The sequence below is a fragment of the Corallococcus sp. AB011P genome (assembly GCF_003611605.1).
GTDB lineage: Bacteria > Myxococcota > Myxococcia > Myxococcales > Myxococcaceae > Corallococcus > Corallococcus coralloides.
In genome coordinates, this window is sequence record NZ_RAVX01000007.1 from 42,698 (window position 1) to 63,105 (window position 20,408).

Below are 20,408 nucleotides of genomic sequence, written 5' to 3' on the forward strand. Positions count from 1 at the left end.
CAGGAGTGTTCCGTGCAGAGGTCATCCCCCCGTTGGTTCCGGTCGCGCGGCATGTTGGGCGCGCTGCTGCTGTCGCTGTCCTCGCCGTGGATCGCCGCATGTAGTTCCGGTTCGAGCGCGCCCGAGCCTTCCGCGCCCGCCGAGCAGACCCAGTCCCAGGTCACCGTCTCGATCGGTGCGCAGGACATCTTCAGCCAGGCCGTGAAGGGCCGTGTCTCCGCCCAGGCCTTCAGCTACTCCGATGTCGCCAGCATCCGCGTCGATGTCTCCGAGCAGGGCGCGGGCGGCCTGGTCATCTTCAAGAACTTCGACCTCTTCACCTCCGCCGGGGCGTGGACCGGGAAGCTCCCCTTCCTTCCGAAGGCCAAGGCCCTCACCTTCTTCGCTCGGGCGCTCGATGCCTCCGGGAACCTCCTGTTCTCCGGCTCGCTCGATGCCACGCTGAATCTCGACTTCGAGACCGTCACCGTCCCGCTGGCCCCGGCCAACAACAACGCGGTCATCTCCCTGCCCCGCATCCGGAAGATCAGCATCCCCAGTGCGTTCGCCTCCTCCCAGTCGGGCAACATCACCTTCGCGGTGGAAGCCACGAACGGTGAGGCGCTGCGCTACGCCATCACCTCCGCCGTCGCGGGCAGTGGCACCTTCTCGCCTCTCAACGGCTCCATCACGCTGCAGAACACGGCGGGCGCCTTCGTCTCCCAGTACACGCCGCCTACCGTGAGCACGGAGACGGTCTTCACCCATACCGTCACGGTGACCAACCCCGCGGGCCACTCCATCAGCACGACCTTCACCACGAAGGTGAAGCCTCCGGAGACCTCCAGCGGCGTCATCGACACCTCCGTCGCAGTGCTCTTCAACCCCGTTATCAACGGCCTCAACGGCCTGCGGGTCCGCGACACGCAGAACGTCATCTTCACCGCGGACGTGAGCGACGACGGAGCGAAGGAGGCGCTCACCTACGCGTGGAGCTTCACGCCCGCCACGGGCACCACCTTCGACCCCGTGCCCGCGTTCACCGGGGACACCAATCCCTCCACGCTCCAGAACTACACCACCGCCGTGCAGGGTGACCTGAAGCTCGCTGTCACGGATGGCGACAACGGCACCACCACGCTCACCTACAAGCTCACCCCGGATCAGTTCCCGGACAACCCCGTCGCCGAAGGGCCGCTGGATGGCATCAACAGCATCCGCACGGGTTGGGACCATGCGTGCGCGCTGCTGAATGACGGCTCCGTGCGCTGCTGGGGCTACGGTGCCTTCGGTCAGCTGGGCTACGAGAACACCCAGAACATCGGTGACAACGAACTGCCGCACACGGCCGGCGCGGTGAAGATCCTTGGCAAGGGGACGAAGCTCGCGGCGGGTGGCAACCACTCCTGCATGGTGCTGGACACGGGCCTGGTGCGGTGCTGGGGCCAGAACACGTACGGGCAGCTCGGTTACAACAACAAGGACAACCTGGGTGACGGCGAGCCGGTGGCCAGCTTCGGCTACGTCAACCTGGGTGGCCCGGCCACGCGCATCACGGTGGGCGCGGAGCACTCCTGCGCGGTGATGGCCACGGGCAAGGTGCGCTGCTGGGGCCGCAACCAGTACGGCCAGCTCGGTTACGGGCACACGAACAGCATCGGTGACGACGAGCAGCCCTGGAGCGCGGGCGACGTGGACCTGGGCAACGTCACCGCCACGGATGTCGTCGCGGGCGACAACCACACCTGCGCGCTGCTCTCCAACGACAAGATGCTCTGCTGGGGCCGCAACGGCCTGGGACAGCTCGGGTACTCACACGTCAACCACATTGGTGACAACGAGCTGCCCAGCAGCCAGACCGCGTTCGAGCCCAAGGGGCCTGTCGCCCAGATCTCCGCCAGCCGGAGCAACACCTGTGCCCTGCTGAAGACGGGCAGCGTCATCTGCTGGGGCGACAACCTCAACGGACAGACGGGCAACAACCTCTACGGTGACTACATCTGGTACTGCGCCGAGCACCCGTCGACCCGCTGCTACTTCAACTACCTCGCCAACTCGACGACGGTGAACCTGGGCGGAACGACCGCCTTGCAGGTGACCTCCGGTGGCGAGCACGCCTGCGTCCTGCTCTCCACGGGCGCCACGCGGTGCTGGGGAAGCAACACCTACGGCCAGCTGGGTTACAGCAACACGACGGACCTGGCGGTCCCTGGAGGTCCCGTGAACCTCGGGGGTGCGACCGCCTATCAGATCAGCGCCTCGGGCAACGGCAGCACCTGCGCGCTGCTCTCCACGGGTAAGGCGCGGTGCTGGGGCAAGAACAACGCCGGGCAGTTGGGCCAGGGCAACACCACGGTCATCGGGGACAACGAGCTGCCGTCCACCGTGGGCGACATCCAGCTCCTGCCGCCCACGCCGTAGTTCCTGGATACTCGCGGGCGCCCGGTATCCTCCGGGCGCCCGCTTCGCTTTCCTTCCGTGTGAGCCATGACGAAGCCTGCCGCCCTCGCGCTCCTCCTGCTGTGCACCGTCGCCGCGTGCACCGCTCCGTCCTCCACGGGTGACACACCTCCGGGGTCCACGTCCGCCGTGACGTTCAACATCACGGCGGATGCCGTCGGCTCCGAATCCCAGACACGGCGTGCCCTGGCGGGCAGCACCTTCGCGGACGTGGCGCGCATCCGCGTCGACGTGGAGGACGCGGCCAGTCACAGCGCGCTGTTCTCCAACTTCGACCTGGTGCCCTCTCCCTCCGGGTGGTCCGGCACCATGCCGTCCCTGCCGCGCCACCAATCCCTCACCTTCATCGCGCGGGCCTACAACGGAAACAGCGCGCTCCTCTTCCAGGGCAGCACCACCCAGACGCTCATCGCGGACCGGGAGTCGGTGGCCATCACGCTGGCGCCCACCAACGACGGCGCGCCCATCACCCTGCCGCGCATCCCTCGCATCCAGCTTCCCGGCGAGCTCGTCTTCGGCCAGCCCGCCACCGTCACCTTCTTCGTCGAGGCCACCTCCGGCGAGTCCCTCACCTTCGCCCTCACCGCCGCGAACAACGGTGGTTCCTTCGTTCCCTCCAGCGGGACGTTCACGCTCACCGGGACCTCCGGCGCCTTCGTCGCCCGCTACCTGCCGCCCTTCGGCATTCCCAGCCCCACCGACTACACGCACTCGCTCACCGTCACGAACCCGGCGGGGCACTCGGTCAGCACCACGTTCGTGACGCGCGTCCTTCCCGCGGATCAATCCACGGACTCGCTGGGCACCACCGTGCGCATCCTCTTCGCGCCCGTCGTCCAGGGCCTGGCCGCGTCCCGCCTCGCGGGCTCCTCCGACGTCGCGTGGTCCGCCACCGTGTCGGATGATCAACCCGCCCTCACGCTCGACTACGCGTGGAGCTTCATCCCGGACGCGCCCGTGACTCCCGCCCCCGGCTTCACGACGCAGGCGAACCCCACCGTCCTCCAGCACTACGCGCCCTCGCTCCAGGGCCGGCTGTCCCTCCAGGTCACCGACGCCGCCGGGGCCCGAACCACCGCCACCTACCGTCTGGGCGCGCAGCAGTTCCCCGATGCCCCCGTGCAGACCGGCGGCCGCACCGACGTCGCCCAGCTCCGCGCTGGGGACAACCACACCTGCGCCCTGCTCAACGACGGCTCCGTGCGCTGCTTCGGCAGCGGCGCGCAGGGCCGGCTCGGCTACACCGGCACCGCCAACATCGGTGACGACGAGACGCCCGCGTCGAAGGGCCCCGTGCCCCTCGCTCCCGGTGAGAAGGCCGTGCAGCTGGCCACCGGCCTGGGCCACACCTGCGCCCTGCTCTCCACCGGCCGCGTGCGCTGCTGGGGCGCCAATGCCTCCGGCCAGCTCGGCCTGGGCCACTCACGCACCATCGGTGACGACGAACCCATCGCCAGCGTGGGCACCGTCGACCTGGGCGGTGCCCGCGCGCTGCGCATCACCGCGGGCGACCGCCACACCTGCGCGCTGCTCACCTCCGGCCACGTGCGCTGCTGGGGCGACAACACCCACGGCCAGCTGGGCCTGGGCCACACCGACACCCTGGGCGACAACGAGCCTCCGCCCACCACCGACGTCCCTGTCGGCGCCCCCGTGCAGGACCTGTTCGCGGGCGGCGACCACACGTGCGCCCTGCTCTTCTCCGGCCGCCCACGCTGCTGGGGCGCCAACGCCTACGGACAACTGGGTTACAACCGTGACGACGATGTCGGTGACACCGAGTTGCCGTCGTCAGCGGGTGACGTGGACGTGGGCGGCACCGCCGTGCAGCTGGCCCTGGGCACCCAGCACACCTGCGCCCTGCTGGACACCGGCGCCCTGCGCTGCTGGGGCGCCAATGCCTACGGCCAGGTGGGCAATGGCAACCCCGACTACGCCACGCCCCTCACTCCCGTGGCCCTGGGCTCGGGCCTTCGCGCCGTCCAGGTCGCCGCTGGCGCACAGCACACCTGCGCCCTGCTCGAATCCGGCCAACTCCAGTGCTGGGGCAACGGCGCCCGGGGCCGGCTGGGGTACGCCAACACACGCTCCCTGTCCGCGCCCGGCACCGCCGTCATCGACGTGGGCGGCGCCCCCGTCACTTCCGTCACCGCGGGCGGCCAGCACACGTGCGCCGTGCTCTCCTCTGGCCGTGCGCTGTGCTGGGGCTTCAACACCTCCGGACAGCTTGGCTACGGCCACGTGCGTGCCATCGGCGATGACGAGGCACCCGCGCTCGCCGGGGGCATCCTCCTCGTGTCGCCCTGACACCGCGCACAGGAGGGCCCTGATGCCTGGCTGCCTGCCCTCCAGGCCCGGGCGGGCGCTTCCGGAGCGGGTTGCCGGACACAGGGGACGATGACGAACCTCCTCCGACGGAGGGAATCCTTCATGGCCAGCAACGACAAGCGTCCCGCACCCACGCAGCCCGCCGAGGATTTCTACGGGCGTCCGACAACTCCGCGACAAGACAGCGAACCCCAGCGCGAAGGCCAGGGCTCCACACCCTCCACGCCTCGCGAGGAGGAGAGGCCCCAGCGCCCCGACACCGAAGAGGAAGACGACGAGCGCGAGCCCCGCCGCGAGCTGACCGAGGCCGACGAGAAGGGCATCCACCCGCGCGCCGAGGACGACGACGACGACAACCGCGACTTGCGCCTCCACGACGCCAGCGGCCTGCGTCCGTATGACCCTCGCGAGCGCGCCCCGGGGGCATCGCTCGACGACATGCCGGACGGCGACGGTCCTCGCAGCGACGCGGGCACCAACCCGGTGTCCGACGTGTACCGCTACGGCCACCCGGACCGCATGCCCGACCGCGAGCGCTGAAGCGCTCCGTCGCTCCCGGCCCTGTCCAAACCTGTCCGACAGTCGGACAGGTTTCCCAGGGCGCGCCCGGAAACACCGAGGGCCAGGAACCGGGCTTTGCGCCCCGTCCTGGCCCTTCGTCACGTCCGGATGCCCGCGGCCCTGGGGCCTGTCAGCCCACTCGGCGCGGGGCGTGATCCAACCGGTGCGCGTCCACCCACGCATCCGCCTGCGCCATCGTGTCCACGAAGACCGTGTCGAAGCTGGCCGCGTGGCCGGTGAGCAGCATGGCCACGGACATGGCCTTGCCCACCACGCGCTGTGACAGGTCGGACCCCACGTACACCACCGAGCGCATCCACTCCGCGCGCACGTTGTTGGCCAGGTACTTGCGCGACTCGGCCGGCAGCTCCGAGCCCGGCACCTCCGCCACCAGGTAGAACGGCCCCTGCGCCGCCATCTCCTCGTAGACGCGCAGCGCCCACTTCGCGTCCTGCAGCCCCACGACGCCCGTGTACTTCGTGTGCAACACGTCTGGCGCCGTCATGCGGATCCGGTGCGCGCCACACGTCCACTCGCGAATCTGTTGCTCCATGCGGTCCTCCCCCCGGCTACTGGAAAGAACCCTACGCCTGAGCCCTCCGGTCCAGGGAAGCGCCCCTGCCCTTCCGTACAAGCTCCGGCTGTCCATTGGATGTCAGACCCCCTCTGTACTGTGTACCCATTCCGACAGCCATTCAGAGGGGGAAACACCATGACGGAAACCCGTGAACTGCCGCGAGTCTCGGTGAACAAGCTGGGCGAGTACCTGGTCGCCACGCCCGCCCGCCGCAAGCGCATCATCCACGACCAGAAGCACCCGCCGGATGCCCAGTACCTGCGCTATCCGGAGGCGTCCCATGCCATCACGGACTTCCTCTGCCGGGGCCTGGACCTGAACGTGCTGCGGGAGTCCCAGCGCCGGTTCGCCTGCGCGGTGCCGCAGACGGAGTTCGAGGCGCAGCGCATGCAACTGTGCTCGGAAGCGCTGGAGCGCTTCGCGGACCTGGTGCCCTGGTTGGATTTGGACGACGCCATCATCAGCGCGGTGGGCGCGGAGCCGCCCGTGCTGGAGATGGCCGGCGTCACCATCAGCGTGCGCCCGGAGGTGGTGGTGCAGCGGCTGGACAAACACGGCAACCCGCGCGTGGGGTTGATGAAGCTCTACTTCTCCAAGACGCACCCGCTGGACGAGCGCAGCGGCCAGTACATCGGCACGCTCTTGCAGCGCTTCGCGGAGCAGCACCTGTGCCGGCTGGGCCCGGCGGACCACCGGCTGATGACCGTGGTGGACGTGTTCGCGGGCTCGCTGTTCGTCGCGCCGCGCGCGCACATCCGCCGGCTGGGCGACGTGGTGCTCGCGTGCGAGGAGATCGCCGAGCGCTGGGCCGTCCACTGAAGGACGCCCGAGCGCGCCTTCAGCGCGGCGCCGGTGCCTGACGGCGCCGGTGGGACTCCAGCCACGCGCGGGCCTGGGCCTCCGAGTCCACGAACTCCGCCTCCACCTTCGTGTCGCCGACGAAGTTGACGACCGCCACGAGCGCGCGCAGCACCTCGCGATGCGTGCGCTTGGCGCCGAAGAAGCAGACCGCGCGGAACCACGCGGGGCGCACGTGTTTGGCCAGGTACTTGCGCGGCGCGACCGACAGTCCCTCGGAGCTGCTCAGGTCCACGACGAGGTACAGGGGCTTGTCCGGGCCCGCCCCCAGCTCGTGGAACACGTCCACCAGCTCCCGCACATCCGTCTCTGAAAACGCTCCCCGGACCTTGGTCCAGAGGATGTCGGAGGCCTCCAGCGAGACACGCTGTGTCCCGAAGACCCACTCCCGCAGCACCGCCATGCCCTCTCCCACGCAGAGGGCAGCAGGGTACCCAAAACCCAGGGCCCGTCACCAGTCCGTGACCCCTTCTTTCCGAGGGAATCCGCCCGTCCAACCCTCCGGGTCACGCGCACGCGTACGCCACGTGTCCTTCCGGGCCGGGTCATTCCTCGCACGTCGCGTCATGGCGATGGAATGTGGCCGTTGTGTCACGGGCGGGTCAGCGCGAAGCAGGGCCCCGGCGGGGCGTGGGCGGAAAGCCGCTATGCTCGTGGAGCGGACGGCCAGACGAACGGCCGCCCCTGGGCGCATCCCCGGCCGGTTGTCGGGACGCGCTTCCTTGCTCACCGTGAAGGGTCGCGCCGCTGGCGCGGAGGATGGGAGCGTGGTGCTGGAGTCCTTGTGGAGCAGACGCGCCGTGCTCGTGTCGGGCAAGGGCGGCGTGGGCAAGACGACGCTCTCCGCGACGCTGGCGGTGGCGGCGGCGCGCGCGGGCCGGCCGGTGCTGCTGGCGGAGCTGTCCCCGGACGAGGGCGGCCCGTCCACGCTCGCGGGGCTGGTGGGCGCGAAGGAGGCCGGGCCGCGCGTGGTGCCGGTGGGGCCGAACCTGTCCTTCGTGCGCCTGTCCGCGCAGGAGGGGCACCGGCTGTTCCTGGAGGAGACGCTGCCCGTGAAGTGGCTGGCGGAGGCCGCGCTGCGCTCCCGGGCGCTGCGGCGCTTCCTGGAGGCGGGCCCCGCGCTCAAGGAGATGGGGCTGATGTTCCAGCTCCTGGCGCTCCTGCGTCTCACGCACCCGGACGGCCGCAGGGTGCACCCGCTCACGGTGGTGGACCTGCCCGCCACGGGCCACGCGCTGGCGCTGGCCACGCTGCCGCGGAGCATCCTGTCGCTGATGCCGGGCGGGCCCGTGGGACGCGCGGTGCGTGAAGGGCTGGACCTGCTCCAGGACCCCGTGCGCACGGGCGTGGTGCTCACCACGCTGCCGGAGCCCCTGCCGGTGAGCGAGACGCTGGCGCTGGTGGGCGAGCTGAAGGAGGTGGGCCTGCCCCTGTCCGCCGCGGTGCTCAACCGCATGCCGGAGGACCCCTTCACGCCGGAGTCGCGCGCGGCGCTGGAGCGGCTGCTGGAGACGCACGGGCCGCACCGGGGGCAGCGGGCGCTGGAGCGGCTGGAGCGCGCGCGGCTGGCCCGGCAGCGGCTGGCGGCGGGCGTGAGCGTGCCCCACTGGGGCCTGCCGGAGCTGGCGTTGACGGGCGCGGCGCTGGTGGAGCGGCTGGCGGAGCTCCTGGAGTCCTCACTCGAAGGAGCCGCGTCCCGCGGCGGCCGGGAGGCCACGCCATGAACCTGGACGGCATGCTGCGCGACAAGCGGATCCTCGTGCTGTGCGGCGCGGGCGGCGTGGGCAAGACGACGACGGCGGCGGCGCTGGGCGTGGCCGCGGCGCGCTCGGGGCGCAAGGTGCTGGTGCTCACCATCGACCCGGCACGGCGGCTGGCGGAGGCCATGGGGTTGAAGGAGAACGGCGCGGAGCCCACCTCCGTGCCTCCGGAGCGCCTGTACGCGGACGGAAAACGCGGCGAGGGCCGGCTGGACGTGTGGATGCTGGAGCCGCGCATCGTCTTCGAGCGCATGGTGCGCCGGATGTCCGCCACGGAGAGCGCCGCGCGCACCATCCTGGAGCACCGCCTGTACCGCTTCCTGTCGGAGCTGGTCGCGGGCGTGCAGGAGTACGCCGCCGCGGAGGCACTGGACGGCTTCATCGCGGAGGGCCACTACGACCTCATCGTCCTGGACACCCCGCCCAGCCGCCACGCGCTGGACTTCCTGGACGCCCCGGGCCGGCTGTCGCGCTTCCTGGACGAGCGGATCATCTCCCTCTTCGGTCCGGACTCAGGCCGCACGGGCCGGCTGTGGCAGGGCGCGCAGGCGCTGGTGGGCAAGGTGCTGGACGGCATCTTCGGCGGCGGCTTCGCGCAGGAGATGCGCACCTTCGTCGCCGCCTTCGGAGGCCTGTTCGCCGGCATCCGCATGCACTCGGACCGGCTGCGTGAGCACCTGTCGTCGAAGGACGCGGCGTTCCTGCTCGTCACGTCGCCGGAGGCCGCCGCGCTGCGCGAGGCCACCTTCTTCCAGGAGGCGCTCCAGGCCAAGGGGCTGCCCTTCGCGGGCTACGTGCTCAACCGCAGCTGGGCGCGGGATGACGGCCTGGCCCCGGCCGCCGCGCTGAAGCCGCACGCGAGCAACGCCGCGGACACGGACGCCGTCAGCGCGCTGGAGCACCTGGCGGGCGTGGAGGACGCGCGCGCGACGGCCCACCGCTCGGTCCTGGCGAGGCTGGCCGAAGGGCTGCCCCGGGGCGCGCTGGCCATCGCCGCGCCGGACGCGGGCGCGGACCTGGAGGACTTCCGGGGGCTGGTGCACCTGGGAGACGCGCTCACCGTCGTCTGATGTCCCGCTCGGGCTGCATTTCGCGCCAGGGCGGACGGGCGAGCGGCGCCGCACCTGGCCGGCTGGAGCTTTGCGCGTCCGGGCCCGCTTCCCATGTTCGCAAGTCGAGGAGGCTTGCGACGCACATGGGCACCAAGGACTACAGCAACGGAAACGGCAGGCATGACCTGGGGCGCGCGGACATCTCCACGCCTCCCACCGACGCCATGGCCACGCACCGCTCACCGGACGTGGCGCCGCCGGGCTCGCGCGAGCGCTCGGAGTCCGACGTGAGCGGCTGGAGCCCCGGGCGCGACGAGTTGCCCGCCGACCGCCAGGGGCGCTTCCACCGCGCCGCCGCGTGGCGCCTGGGCCGCGTGCGCACGGACGTGGACGACACCGGGATGTGGCGCAAGGACCGCGAGGGCGAGCGCGACGGCGGCACCACCGGCCCCTACGGCCGCGACGACCGGGACGTGCGCTACGCCAACGGCGCGGGCCCCCGGCGCACCCAGGGCGAGGACACCGTCCAGGAGATGCCCCCCGAGCGCGCCGACTACCGCGAGTGGGACCGCAGCGGCTACGGCGGGGAGGAGCCCCTGTTGCGCGACCGCCCGCGCCGCGCGTCACCGGCGCCGCGCGAGGACCCGAACCTGCGCGAACGGCTGGCCCCAAGGCGGGAGGAGACCTTCCCCCTGGATCCGAGGCTCCGCGCCTCCCGCGACACGTCCACCGCGTCCGACCCTTCACGCCGCCGCTGGAGGCGCGAGCCGCTCACCGCGCGCGACATCATGACCCGCCAGGTGCGCACCGCCCGCCGCGACAGCTCCCTGCGCGAGGTGGCGCAGTTGATGCGGGACGAGGACTGCGGCGTGGTGCCCATCGTGGACGCGGAGGGGCAGCTCCTGGGGCTGGTCACGGACCGCGACCTGGCGCTGCGCGCCTTCACCGGTCAGCGCGCCGTGGACGGCCTGCGCGCCGCGGACGTGATGACGGAGGAGCTGGAGGCGGTGCTGCCGGAGGAGGACCTGCACGGCGTCATCGAGCTGATGGGCCGCCGCCAGGTGCGCCGCATCCCCGTGGTGGAGCCCGACGACCGGCTCGTGGGCATCATCGCGCTGGGGGACATCGCCAGCCGCGCGGACCAGGACGAGGAGCTGCAGGAGGCGCTGGAGCGCATCTCGTCCCGGCGCTCGTTCTGGAGCCGGCTGCGCTGAAGGCTGACCCGTGAGGACGGGAGGCGAGCATGGCCTCCCGTCCCGCGACACGTGCTTCAGGCGAAGCTGACGACCACGCCGGACGCGTCCGCCGTCGCGGTGAACGTCTTCAGGTTCACCGTCGCCGCGCCCCCGGGGTCGACCACGCCCGTCTTGCTGAACGTGGACGCGTGGCACGGGCAGAGCAGCTCGTCGATGCTCGCCTCGAAGTCCACGGTGCAGCCCTGGTGCGTGCAGACGGAGTCCACGGCGGAGTAGGTCCCGTCCTCCAGCTTGAAGACGAAGATGCGCTTGCCGTAGCCCCTGGGCCGGCCGCTCACCATGCCCCCTGTGTTCTGGAGGTCCGGGAACTCCTCGAAGGTCAGCGCCAACTTGCCGCCCACCACTGCGGGGAAGTTGGGATCACCGTCCAAGATGTTGATGCTCAGCACCTGCGTGCCCGCGTTGTACGTGCACACGTACTGAGTGAGCGGCACCGTCGCGGGCGCCTGCGTCACCGTGCCGTCGAGCGCGAACTTCGACAGGTGGCAGGGGCACACGGCCTCCTTCCCGTCGAAGCCCATGGGGCAGCCCACGTGGGTGCACGTGGCGGACAGCACCGCGTAGGTGCCCGCCGTGGGGTGCATCACCAGCAGGTTCTCCTGCCCGGACTCCTTCGGGAAGCGCAGCGTCACCGCGCCGCCCTCGCGGGACAGGTCCGGGTAGCGCTGCACCACCAGCGACACGAGGCCGTCCTCGCCGGGCATGGGCACGTCCAGCACCGGCGCGGGGTCGATGTTGGGCGCGCACGCGGGCGGAATGCCCGCGACCACCACGCCCGTTCCCAGCAGCTTCTTGAAGAAGTCCCGACGCGACGAGCTCACGTGCCCTCCGTGAAGACGAGGTGCGGCTCCAGCACCAGCTCGTCTTCCACCTTCACGAGCAGCAGCGTGGGCCGTTCGATGTTGTAGCCCTCCAGGCTGATCTTGAAGGACCCGTCCGCCGTCACCTGCTTCTCGGAGTCGAACTTCACCGTCATGGGGATTTCGACGTCCTTCGTCACGCCGTGGAAGGTCAGCTTGCCCTTGAGGGTCACCGGCACGCTGCCCGGGAAGGTGGCGGGCGGCTTCACGCCGGTGCCCACGGCCTTCACCTCCACCAGCGGGTACTTGGCGGCCTCCGTCACCTCCAGCATGTGCGTGTCGCGGTTGGAGTTCTGCGAGTCGAAGTCCTTCACCTGCGCGCGCACTGCCACCTGGATGGTGCCGTCCGGCTTCAGCACGGCCTTGCCCTCACTGGGCGGCGCCTTGCCGGACACGGTGTGCATCTTGTGGATGAGCTTGTAGGTGAGAGAGCTGGCGTCCTTCTTCACCGAGTACATCTTCGCGTTCTGCGCGGCGGCGGGCAGCGCGAGCAGCAGGGCAGCGGAAAGAACGAGTCGTCGAGCAATCACGGCGTCCTCCAGAGGGGGATACGTCTTGTCTCCGCACAACGGCCGGCGCACGGAGACATTCACGACAGGGGGGTCGGGTCAGAAAGTGAGCGTGACGATGCCCGCGGCGACGCAGCCCAACGTGGCATAACCCACCACCTGGTGCGCGGTGGCGTACTTCGGCTCCGTGATCTCGCCGTAGCTGTGGGTGGCCAGGATGCCCAGCACCGCCTGGGCAATCATCCCGGCGGTCGCCAGGCTCATGAAGATCTTGTGGAACGTCACCGTGTCCCACTGGAACGGACGCTCCACCGGATCCGGAGCCAGCAGGCCCAGCGTGCCCACGGTGGCGAACAGCACCGACGTGCCGATGACGACGCCCCGGTGCCAGGCAAGCAGCGTGCGATCATCCCCGCCGCCCCGGAACGACTCGTTGAACTGGAGCTGCCCCAGCACGGTGGCCGCGGTGAGGCCTCCCGCCATGGCCAGGCCCAGGCCCTGGTGCAGCTTGAGCATGGTGCGGCGCGTCTCCAGGTCCTTCTGGAGGTCCGGGTCCAAGAGGCCCGCGGACGCCTCCGCCTCCGGGGTGAGCAGGTCGAAGTCCAGGCTGGGCTCGGAGGACGGCGTGGTGCCGGAGTCCTGCGGCGCGGCGGAGCCCGTCGAACCAGACTCCGGCGTGGCGGACACGGGCGGCGTGACGTCCGGCGTCACCGGCGCCGCGGGCGCGGCTTGCTGCGGGGGAGGCGGTGCCGGCGGGGGCTGGCGCTTCGCGGGTTTGCGCTTCGCCGCGGCGACCATCACGGGGGCGTCCGGCGCGAGGGCCGCGCCTGCGGGGGAGGCCGCCAGGAGCATGACGGCCAGGAGGGGAGAAATGACGCGAGTCATCATGGGGTTCCCGGGGGACGACGCGGCCCGTCGAAAAAAGGGGGGGCCATGCCTTCCCAGGCTACTCCGGCTCGCGGTTTGGGTGCACGGAAGTGCACACAGGGTCCGGGTGAACCTTGAGCTGTCGGCATGTCCCTGTATGGCCACAGCCATAAGAACCCCAGGGACCGCCAGAAGTCGCGTCTGTGTCAGGCCGGTGTCGTCGAGGGCACCTGCGAGCGGGGCGCGGTGCCGTGCGCGAGCTCCTGGCCCAGGGCGTGCGGGTCGAAGTAGGCGAAGAAGCGGCGCACCCGGTCTCCGTCCCACTCGATGATGGAGACGCCCTCGTAGGCGATGGCGGCCCCGTTGCGCCCGGTGCCCTGCGTCTCCCATTCGAGGGCCACGCGGTCACCGGATTCGATCATGTTGCGGAAGGTGGACTTCACCTGGCCAAGGGTGCCCTTGTATTCGGTCCAGAAGCGGCGGGCGCCGTCGAGGCCGGAGAAGACGTTGGGTGAAGCGACGTTGCTCACCTGCGCATCGTCGGCGAAGAGGGCGACCATCGGCTCGATGTCGCCGTGCTCCTCCAGTTTCAACAGTGCGTCCACGAACCGCTGCGCTCGTTCCATCGGCATCGGGTGTCCTCGCTCGTCGCGAAAGAGAAATCAGGGGTGTGCCCGGGAAGGGTGCGCACGCGAGGGGGAGGTGGCCTGTCATCGGCGGCCGCTCCCTCGTCCTCCGGACGGAGGCACCACCCCCTTGCTCCCGGGTGGCCCGGTGATGGAAGACGGACGCCGTCATGTCGCAGGACGCACACCGCCCCGAGCCGCCGTCCAACGCTCCAAGGAAGCAGTCCTGGCAGGAGGCCGAGGCAGCCCTGCTGGCCCTGGTTCCCCCCGTGGCGGTGGAGGGTGAGGCAGAGGGAGCGGCCAACGCCCCGGCTCCCCAGGCCGTGGAGCACTCGCCGCCTGGCTGGGGCACGGCGGTCTTCGTCGCGCTGTGCGCGCTGTACCAGCTGCGCCGGGTGATGCCGCTGGCGAACGTGACGCCGTGGGACTTCGAGGCGCTGTTCTCCAAGGGCTCCGGCACCGTGGCGTTCCTGGTGCTGTTCCCCTCACTGGTGTCGCTGTGGGGCATCGCGAGGGGCGACCTGAAGCGTCAGGCCAGCGGGTCGGTGTGGCTCGTGCTCCAGGCGGTGGTCTGGGCGTTGATGGCCGTGGTGGCCCTGTTCAAGGGGGAGTTCGTCACGGCGCTCCTGATGCCGTGGCACCTGGCGCTGGTGTGCGCCATCCAGATGTACACGTTGGATCCGCCGCCGCTGGAGGCCCCGGTGCCCGCGCGCGCGCCGCCGCCCCCGCCCACCGTGCGGCCCGCCACGCCCGAGGACCGGGACGCCATCGCGGGCCTCCAGGACGCGGCGCTCGCGCGGCGGCCCACGACCTTCGAGTCTCCGCTCGAAGGCGAGGAGGACGGACGGCACCCGGTGCTGGTGGCGGAGGAGGACGGGCGCGTCGTCGCGTGTGCGGCCACCCGCGCCTACAGCTCGCGCGAGTGCTACGCGGGCGTGGCGGACTTCAGCCTCTTCGTGGCGAAGGACGCCCGGGGCCGGGGCGTGGACGCGCTGCTGCTGGAGGCGCTGCTGAAGGCCGCGGAAGGCGCGGGCTTCCACAAGCTCACCACCTGCGTCCTCGCGGACCAGGAGCACACCCGGAAGCTGTTCGAACACCAGGGGTTCACCACGGTGGGCACCCACGCGAAACACGCGCGAGTGGACGGCGCGTGGCACGACGTGGTGGTGGTGGAGAAGGTCCTGCGCTGACACGTCCGGGGGGCCACGGACACTGTCTCCTCATGGCACCCGAGGACAGGGGGGTGCCCCTCTTGCTCGCGGGCCTCCCGCCGGAGGATGACTGTCCTCCAGGAGCACCCATGTCCCAGGAAGCCCTCCGTTCCGCGCCGTCACCCTCCTCCGTCGACGAGGCGCCCGCGGACGTTCCCGAGTCCATCGCGGCGGAGTCGTTCCCGCCGCTGACGTTCCTGCTGGAAGAGGTGCGCTCGCCGGGGATGGTGCGCGCGGACATCGACGCGCTCATCGTGGGTCTGGGCCGTCCGCCCGCGCCGGACGAACCACCGCGGGAGCGGGCGGATCTGCTGCTGGGGCTCCTGGACCGGAGCAACCCGGTGGGGGACTACACGGGTTCGGGCGGGATGAAGGTGCGGCACGCGGCGAAGGAGTCCCTGCTCGCCATGGGCTATCCGTACGCGATGGAGCTGCCGCCCGACCTGCTGGAGGCGAAGGGAGCTGACGGCAGGGCGGCGGGGCTGACCGCGGGCAACGTCACCCTGGCGGTGGGGAGTGCGCTGTACCAGTCGGCGGGCCTGGTGACGGTGTGGTTCTTCCTCGAGTACTTCGGGATGCCGGCGGCGCCCGAGGTGACGTTCGGCATCGGCGCGGTCCTCTGGCTCTTCACCGTGGCCTCCCTGGTGGGCCACCACTCACGGTCGCGGGACCTGCAGTCCATCAGTTCGGTGGTGTTGTGGGCGGCGGCGGTGGTGTGGACCCTCGTCGCCCTCCCGTTGGCCCTGTTCACGAATGGCGTGGCCCTGCTCTTCGTCCCGTGGCACCTCTCGCTGTGGACCGCCATCGCCCTGCGCCCGGAGGCCGAGGCGGAGGAGGCGCCGGCGAAGAGCTCGACGCGGTCCTCGCCATGACCGTGCGGTAGTCAGCGCCGGGCGTCCTGGGCCCACTCCTCGCGCGTCCAGCCCTGCCGTTCATAGAGGGCCCGGCGCTCCGAGGGCAGGGCCTCCCAGGCGACGCCGGGGTCCAGGTCCTTGGGGCGGCTGAAGAGGCCGGGGATGTCGTCGCGGACGGCCTGGGCGGCACGCTCGGGGGTGAGGCCGCGAATGCCGTAGCTCAGCTTGAGGCCGGCGTGGCTCTGGCTTTCCTTGTGGGAGGCTTCGAAGGAGACACCGCCGCCGAACTCCGCGGTGCGAGGGTTGAGGGACGCATGGGCACGGGCATGCGGGCCCGCCTTCAGGGACAGCTCCACCTTGCCCTCCGAGTCGCGGCTCACGCTGGCGATACCCAGCTCCAGTTGGAGTTGGGCCTCCGCCTTGCCGTGAGCGTCCATCATCACCTCCAGGCCCAGGGGGCCAGCCTTCGAGGCGATGCCCGCCTGTGTCTGGAAGTCGGTGGTGCCGCGCGCGGAGGCATGGGCCGTGCGCTTGAAGTGGAGCATCTCGTGGGATGCGCTCGCTTCCGCGGAGACGAAGGCCCCGGCGGGACGAGCGCCGGAGAGGACCTGCGCGCGGGCGGTGACGGTCTCGTAGGCCTGGACGAGCGAGTGTTGGGGGCGTCCCAGGCCGGCCTTCCATTCGGACTCGTAGCGTTCGCGCTGGGGGTCGGACCAGGAGAGGCCGAGCGACGTCTCACGCAGGTCCAGAGACTGAGGAGGCCCGAGCGTGCGAAGGGCCTGGAGACTGCCGGCCTGGGCCACGGCGTCGCCGTAGCGTTGCAGGTAGGCGTCGTAGGCGACGACAGCGGCACGGCCCGTGTCGGTGGCGTGGGCGTTCACCGCGTCGCGAAGGGCAGCGGGCAGCTTCGGATCATTGACGAAGGTCTCCGGGCGTCCAGGCATGCCGAGCGGTCCCTCCACACCGCCCGGGCGCAGTGAGAGGACGCCGTTGGACGCAGCCTGTTCGAGGAAGGCCTGGCGCGACGGAGCATCCATCCGGGACACGTAGGTGGAGAGCAGCCCGTCACGATCCATGCGCTCCAGCGTGGCGCGGTACGCATCGCGAGGCACGGAGCCGAGCGCATCGTGCGTGGTCTTCACATCGCTGTCGGTGAGGAAGGGGTTGGACAGGCTGCGCGTCAGGTGCGAGCGGACCGAGGCATAGACGTCCTCGGGAACGGGAGCGGAGGGGGAACGCAGCCGGCCGCCCATGGCCGCGAGCTCGCGCGCGGATACGGCGGGACCTTCCGCGTGCGTGGAGGGACGGGGTACGGAAGGGGCAACGGAGGGGCCGTCATAGGGCCGCAGCTCGTTGCGCGAGGGCGAGGACGCACTGCTCTCACTGACGGAGGTCCTGCGGGACGCGGTCGTGCCCACGCGGAGTTCGGGCGTGGGTGCATCGGGTTCGGGAAGCGTGGGCTCAGGGGACAGGGGACTGCTACCGGGCGCATCGATTCGGGACATCAGGCTCGCTCCGAGGAAGGAGGAGCCCGTGCCCTGTGCAGTTGGTGCGCCACGGTCAGGTGCCCGGAATCACAGGCACCCGTTCGCCTCCATGCGCCCGGGCATGGGACCCGGGTCCCGCGCCCCAGACGGGCTCAGCCCAGCACGTCCTGCGCGCGGCGGTAGTACATCTCGCGGCTCGCGAGTCCGTTGTAGCCGCCGTTGATGCGGCGGGTGACTTCACGGAAGTTGCCCGCGTCCGCGTAGCTGTTCAGGTTGCGCGACTGCCAGTACCAACCCGCGATGCGGAACGCGACGTCCGGATCCTTCGCGCGCTCCGGGTTCCCTTCCAGGTCGATACCCAACGCCTTGCCCGCCGCACGGTAGTTCGCGCGGCCCGTCAGCTGGATGGGACCCCGGCCCTTGTAGCGCTTGCCGTCTCCAGGCTGCGTGTTGCCCAGGTCCTTGCGGCCCTCGTACGCGGCGCCGGAGGCGATCTCCTCCATGTAGCGCAGCTCGCCGCTCTCATGCGCCAGCTGCGCCAGGAACATCTCCTTGCGCCGGGGCGTGTTGATGTTCGCCTCCGCCATCGCCTTGTTCAGGTGCGGTAGGTACTGCTCCGCCTTCGCCTGCGACAGGTTCGGCATGATCCGCCGCAACTGCGCCACCGTCACCCCACCCTTCCCACCCGACGTGCCCGGCGTCCCACCCACGCCCCCCGTCGACGGAGGCGGCTTCGACGTCCCGCCCGTGCCTCCCGTGCGGCCCGGAATCGTCAGCTTCTGCCCGACGTAGATCTTGTTCGGATCCGCGATGTGGTTCGCCTGCTGCAACGCCCCCACCGTCGTGCCGTACCGCCCCGCGATGCCGCTCAGCGTGTCCCCGCTGCGCACCGTGTACGAAGCGCCCCCGGACGACGGCGGCTTCGACGTCACCGGCGCCGCGCCCCCACCCGCGCCCGGAATCGTCAGCCGCTGGCCCACGTAGATCTTGTTCGGGTTCGCGATGTGGTTCGCCTTCGCCAGCGCGCCCACCGTCGTGCCGTGCCGCCCCGCGATGCCGCTCAGCGTGTCCCCGCTGCGCACCGTGTAGCTGCCCGCCTTCGACGGCGCCGCCTGGAACCCGTCCGGGACCGTCAGCCTCTGGCCCACGCGGATGAGGTTCGCGTTCGCGATGTGGTTCGTCTTCTGGAGCGAAGCCACCGACGTGTTGTAGCGCTGCGCGAGGCCGCTCAACGTGTCGCCGCTGCGAACGGAATAGGTCGTCACGAATGGAACTCCGGGAAAAGATGGAATCAGTGCCCGGATTTTCGCGACGCCTGGGAATTAGTTTCCCAGGAAGACCTACTTTTCAGGTTACTGCATCTATCCGCTATTGCTGCGCCTTCGAGTCACGCAACCGTTGCTGAAGGTCGCGGGCGGCGCCGGTGTCGTGCATCACGACGAGGCTCTGCACGTAGTACGCGAGCGCCCAGAGGTTCTCCTCCGGGATGGCGCCCTTCCACGACGGCATGGCGGCGCCGCCGACGCCCGCGGCCATCACGCGGTAGAGGTCCTCGCGCTGGGCCTGCGCGGTGTACGGCTGGCCCTCCACTCGGGTGTCCTGCGGCCACACGGTGCGCAGGCGGTGGAAGAGGAAGTCTGGCGGCAGCACCTTGGCGAACTGCGTGGCCTCGCCCTTCGCGTCCACGGTGAGCGAGTAGTCCGAATCCCGCTGCAGCGCGGTGTACGGATCCGCGTTCGCCAGGTTCACCTTGCGGCCGGTGACGCTCTCCATGAGCGCGGCGAGCTCTGCTCGGGGCAGGTACGCGACGTGGCAGCTGGCGCAGCCCGCGTTGCCCTTGCCGGCCACGTGGTAGACGGTGCGGCCGCGCGCCACGGCCTCGGCTTCACGGCCCTTCCACGGGTCGTCGGACAGGGCGATGGCCGCGCCGGGCGACTCCTGCTTCCAGCGCGGGCTGAAGGTCTTGAGGTACTGCACCACGGCGTCCACGTCCGCCGGAGGCACGTCCCACGCGAACATGGGCGTGCCGTGCAGGCCCCGGCGCAGCGTGCGCTTCAGCGCGTCGTCGGTGGGCAGCTCTCCCGCGGCCACGCCGCCGAACTTGTAGAGGCCCTGGAGGAAGTTGCGCGGAGGGGGCCGCATCCCGGTGCCCGCAGGGCCCTGGCCGTCGCCCTTCTCACCGTGACAGGACGCGCAGTAGTGCGTGTAGACGTCATATCCGCGAGCCAGCGTCGCGGCGGGGATGACGGTGCCATCCGCGAGCTTCAGGGGCTCGAAGGAGGGCGTCTCCTTGCGGCACGCGGGAGCGAGCGCCCCCAACGCGAGCACGGCGAGCACACGGAACGAGAAGCAGGGAGTGGGCTTCATGGGAGGTACACCACCGCGAAGAGGACGCCGTACATCACCGTCGAACACCACCAGCCAGGCAGGGCGCGCCGCAACGGAGCGCTTGCGTCCTGACCGCGAAGAACGCGAAGTCCCGCGCGCAGCAAGCCCACGAGCACGACCGCCAGATGCACGGCCTGCACCGCCGACAAGCCATACAGCGCGGAGGCGAAGACGCCGCTGTCGGGGATGCGCAGGTCCCGGTACCAGAACAGCACGTGCAGCCAGGCCGCCTGCGTCGCGAGGAACGCCGCCCCGGTGCCCAGCACGCCCGCCAACGTGAGCCGGCCCGGCCGCGGCTGCCGAAGCGCGACGTGCAGCAGCACGACCCCGATGACGAGGAGCCCACCGGCCAGCGCGGGGACGAGGACGCCGGGGCGCGCGGACGCGGGAGGCCAGAAGCCGCGCAGCCGGTAGAAGCCCGCGGTGAAGGCCATCGCGCAGAAGAGCATCGCCGCCGCGCCATGCGCGATGACGACCCCGAACCAGAGGTTCGCTTCGTCGCGCTGGGGGGACGTGGAGGCCAGCGTCCCGGCGGGGTCGTTCGTGCTCACAGGGCTGGACTCTCGCATGCCTGGGCCCGGCGGAAAGCACCAGGAAGCCGGGCGGCCCCCCGTCCCTCGGAGCGGCGCCCATCGACCGAATCACCTCCGCGCATCGCACCCGTGCCCGGAGCGGGCATCCGCGTGAGGCACGGCGCAACGCACGAGGCCAGTCCGGGCAGTGCCCACGAGCATCCAGGCAGCGTGGCATGGAAACCCGGTGCTAACGGCCCCGC

19 protein-coding genes are annotated in these 20,408 nt (G+C 70.9%); 9 read left to right on the forward strand and 10 right to left on the reverse strand.

Annotated features, from left to right (window positions below; genetic code table 11):
• Positions 1-51: 51 nt before the first annotated feature.
• The 3 genes from D7X30_RS19985 (at position 52) to D7X30_RS19995 (ending at position 5,307) form a co-directional block, all read left to right on the forward strand.
• On the forward strand, positions 52-2,400 hold the full coding sequence (locus D7X30_RS19985; protein WP_120564539.1) for an RTX toxin: 2,349 nt from the start codon (positions 52-54) through the stop codon (positions 2,398-2,400).
• A gap of 66 nt (positions 2,401-2,466) precedes the next feature.
• Positions 2,467-4,746, forward strand: a complete 2,280-nt coding sequence (locus D7X30_RS19990; protein ID WP_120564540.1) for an RTX toxin — start codon at positions 2,467-2,469, stop codon at positions 4,744-4,746.
• A 123-nt stretch (positions 4,747-4,869) separates the two neighbouring features.
• Positions 4,870-5,307: a hypothetical protein gene (locus D7X30_RS19995; protein ID WP_120564541.1), complete on the forward strand. Its 438-nt coding sequence runs from the start codon at positions 4,870-4,872 to the stop codon at positions 5,305-5,307.
• Positions 5,308-5,458: 151 nt separating this feature from the next.
• Here D7X30_RS19995 and D7X30_RS20000 read toward each other — a convergent pair whose 3' ends face one another.
• On the reverse strand, positions 5,459-5,881 hold the full coding sequence (locus D7X30_RS20000; protein WP_120564542.1) for an STAS/SEC14 domain-containing protein: 423 nt from the start codon (positions 5,879-5,881) through the stop codon (positions 5,459-5,461).
• Between the two features lie 159 nt (positions 5,882-6,040).
• Here D7X30_RS20000 and D7X30_RS20005 point away from each other — a divergent pair, with 159 nt between their 5' ends.
• Entirely contained in the window at positions 6,041-6,724 is a 684-nt protein-coding gene (locus D7X30_RS20005) for a hypothetical protein (protein ID WP_120564543.1), read from the forward strand.
• 19 nt (positions 6,725-6,743) lie between these two features.
• Here the strand turns inward: D7X30_RS20005 and D7X30_RS20010 are convergent, their stop codons facing one another.
• Positions 6,744-7,166: an STAS/SEC14 domain-containing protein gene (locus D7X30_RS20010; protein ID WP_120564544.1), complete on the reverse strand. Its 423-nt coding sequence runs from the start codon at positions 7,164-7,166 to the stop codon at positions 6,744-6,746.
• Between the two features lie 367 nt (positions 7,167-7,533).
• On the opposite strand from D7X30_RS20010, the gene D7X30_RS20015 reads away from it, so the two are divergent.
• The 3 genes from D7X30_RS20015 (at position 7,534) to D7X30_RS20025 (ending at position 10,789) form a co-directional block, all read left to right on the forward strand.
• Positions 7,534-8,487 (forward strand): ArsA-related P-loop ATPase, encoded by a 954-nt coding sequence (locus D7X30_RS20015; protein WP_120564769.1) that lies wholly within the window; start codon positions 7,534-7,536, stop codon positions 8,485-8,487.
• On the forward strand, positions 8,484-9,593 hold the full coding sequence (locus D7X30_RS20020) for an ArsA-related P-loop ATPase (RefSeq protein WP_120564545.1): 1,110 nt from the start codon (positions 8,484-8,486) through the stop codon (positions 9,591-9,593). The genes D7X30_RS20015 and D7X30_RS20020 overlap by 4 nt, the downstream gene beginning before the upstream one ends.
• A 125-nt stretch (positions 9,594-9,718) precedes the next feature.
• Positions 9,719-10,789 carry a CBS domain-containing protein gene (locus tag D7X30_RS20025; RefSeq protein ID WP_120564546.1) on the forward strand — a complete coding sequence of 357 codons (1,071 nt, stop codon included), beginning with the start codon at positions 9,719-9,721 and terminating at the stop codon, positions 10,787-10,789.
• 56 nt (positions 10,790-10,845) lie between these two features.
• On the opposite strand, the gene D7X30_RS20030 is transcribed toward D7X30_RS20025, so the two are convergent.
• From D7X30_RS20030 to D7X30_RS20045, 4 genes are all read right to left on the reverse strand, one after another.
• Positions 10,846-11,652: a ubiquinol-cytochrome c reductase iron-sulfur subunit gene (locus tag D7X30_RS20030; RefSeq protein WP_120564547.1), complete on the reverse strand. Its 807-nt coding sequence runs from the start codon at positions 11,650-11,652 to the stop codon at positions 10,846-10,848.
• Positions 11,649-12,221, reverse strand: coding sequence for a YceI family protein (locus tag D7X30_RS20035; RefSeq protein WP_120564548.1), 573 nt, complete (start codon positions 12,219-12,221; stop codon positions 11,649-11,651). The genes D7X30_RS20030 and D7X30_RS20035 overlap by 4 nt, the downstream gene beginning before the upstream one ends.
• A 78-nt stretch (positions 12,222-12,299) precedes the next feature.
• Positions 12,300-13,088, reverse strand: a complete 789-nt coding sequence (locus tag D7X30_RS20040) for a hypothetical protein (RefSeq protein ID WP_120564549.1) — start codon at positions 13,086-13,088, stop codon at positions 12,300-12,302.
• Positions 13,089-13,273: 185 nt separating this feature from the next.
• The gene (locus D7X30_RS20045; RefSeq protein ID WP_120564550.1) at positions 13,274-13,699 is read right to left on the reverse strand and encodes a nuclear transport factor 2 family protein; all 426 of its coding nucleotides are present in this window, start codon (positions 13,697-13,699) and stop codon (positions 13,274-13,276) included.
• Positions 13,700-13,863: 164 nt separating this feature from the next.
• On the opposite strand from D7X30_RS20045, the gene D7X30_RS20050 reads away from it, so the two are divergent.
• A complete protein-coding gene (locus D7X30_RS20050; RefSeq protein ID WP_120564551.1) occupies positions 13,864-14,883 on the forward strand; it encodes a GNAT family N-acetyltransferase in 1,020 nt (339 codons plus the stop codon).
• 110 nt (positions 14,884-14,993) lie between these two features.
• Entirely contained in the window at positions 14,994-15,776 is a 783-nt protein-coding gene (locus tag D7X30_RS20055) for a hypothetical protein (protein ID WP_120564552.1), read from the forward strand.
• An 11-nt stretch (positions 15,777-15,787) separates the two neighbouring features.
• On the opposite strand, the gene D7X30_RS20060 is transcribed toward D7X30_RS20055, so the two are convergent.
• From D7X30_RS20060 to D7X30_RS20075, 4 genes are all read right to left on the reverse strand, one after another.
• Positions 15,788-17,263 carry a hypothetical protein gene (locus tag D7X30_RS20060; RefSeq protein WP_147443250.1) on the reverse strand — a complete coding sequence of 492 codons (1,476 nt, stop codon included), beginning with the start codon at positions 17,261-17,263 and terminating at the stop codon, positions 15,788-15,790.
• A gap of 134 nt (positions 17,264-17,397) precedes the next feature.
• Positions 17,398-18,510 carry a LysM peptidoglycan-binding domain-containing protein gene (locus D7X30_RS20065; RefSeq protein WP_120564554.1) on the reverse strand — a complete coding sequence of 371 codons (1,113 nt, stop codon included), beginning with the start codon at positions 18,508-18,510 and terminating at the stop codon, positions 17,398-17,400.
• A 103-nt stretch (positions 18,511-18,613) separates the two neighbouring features.
• Positions 18,614-19,612, reverse strand: a complete 999-nt coding sequence (locus D7X30_RS20070) for a cytochrome c (RefSeq protein WP_120564555.1) — start codon at positions 19,610-19,612, stop codon at positions 18,614-18,616.
• Entirely contained in the window at positions 19,609-20,184 is a 576-nt protein-coding gene (locus tag D7X30_RS20075; protein ID WP_120564556.1) for a hypothetical protein, read from the reverse strand. Before D7X30_RS20075 ends, D7X30_RS20070 begins: the two co-directional genes overlap by 4 nt.
• Positions 20,185-20,408 lie beyond the last annotated feature (224 nt).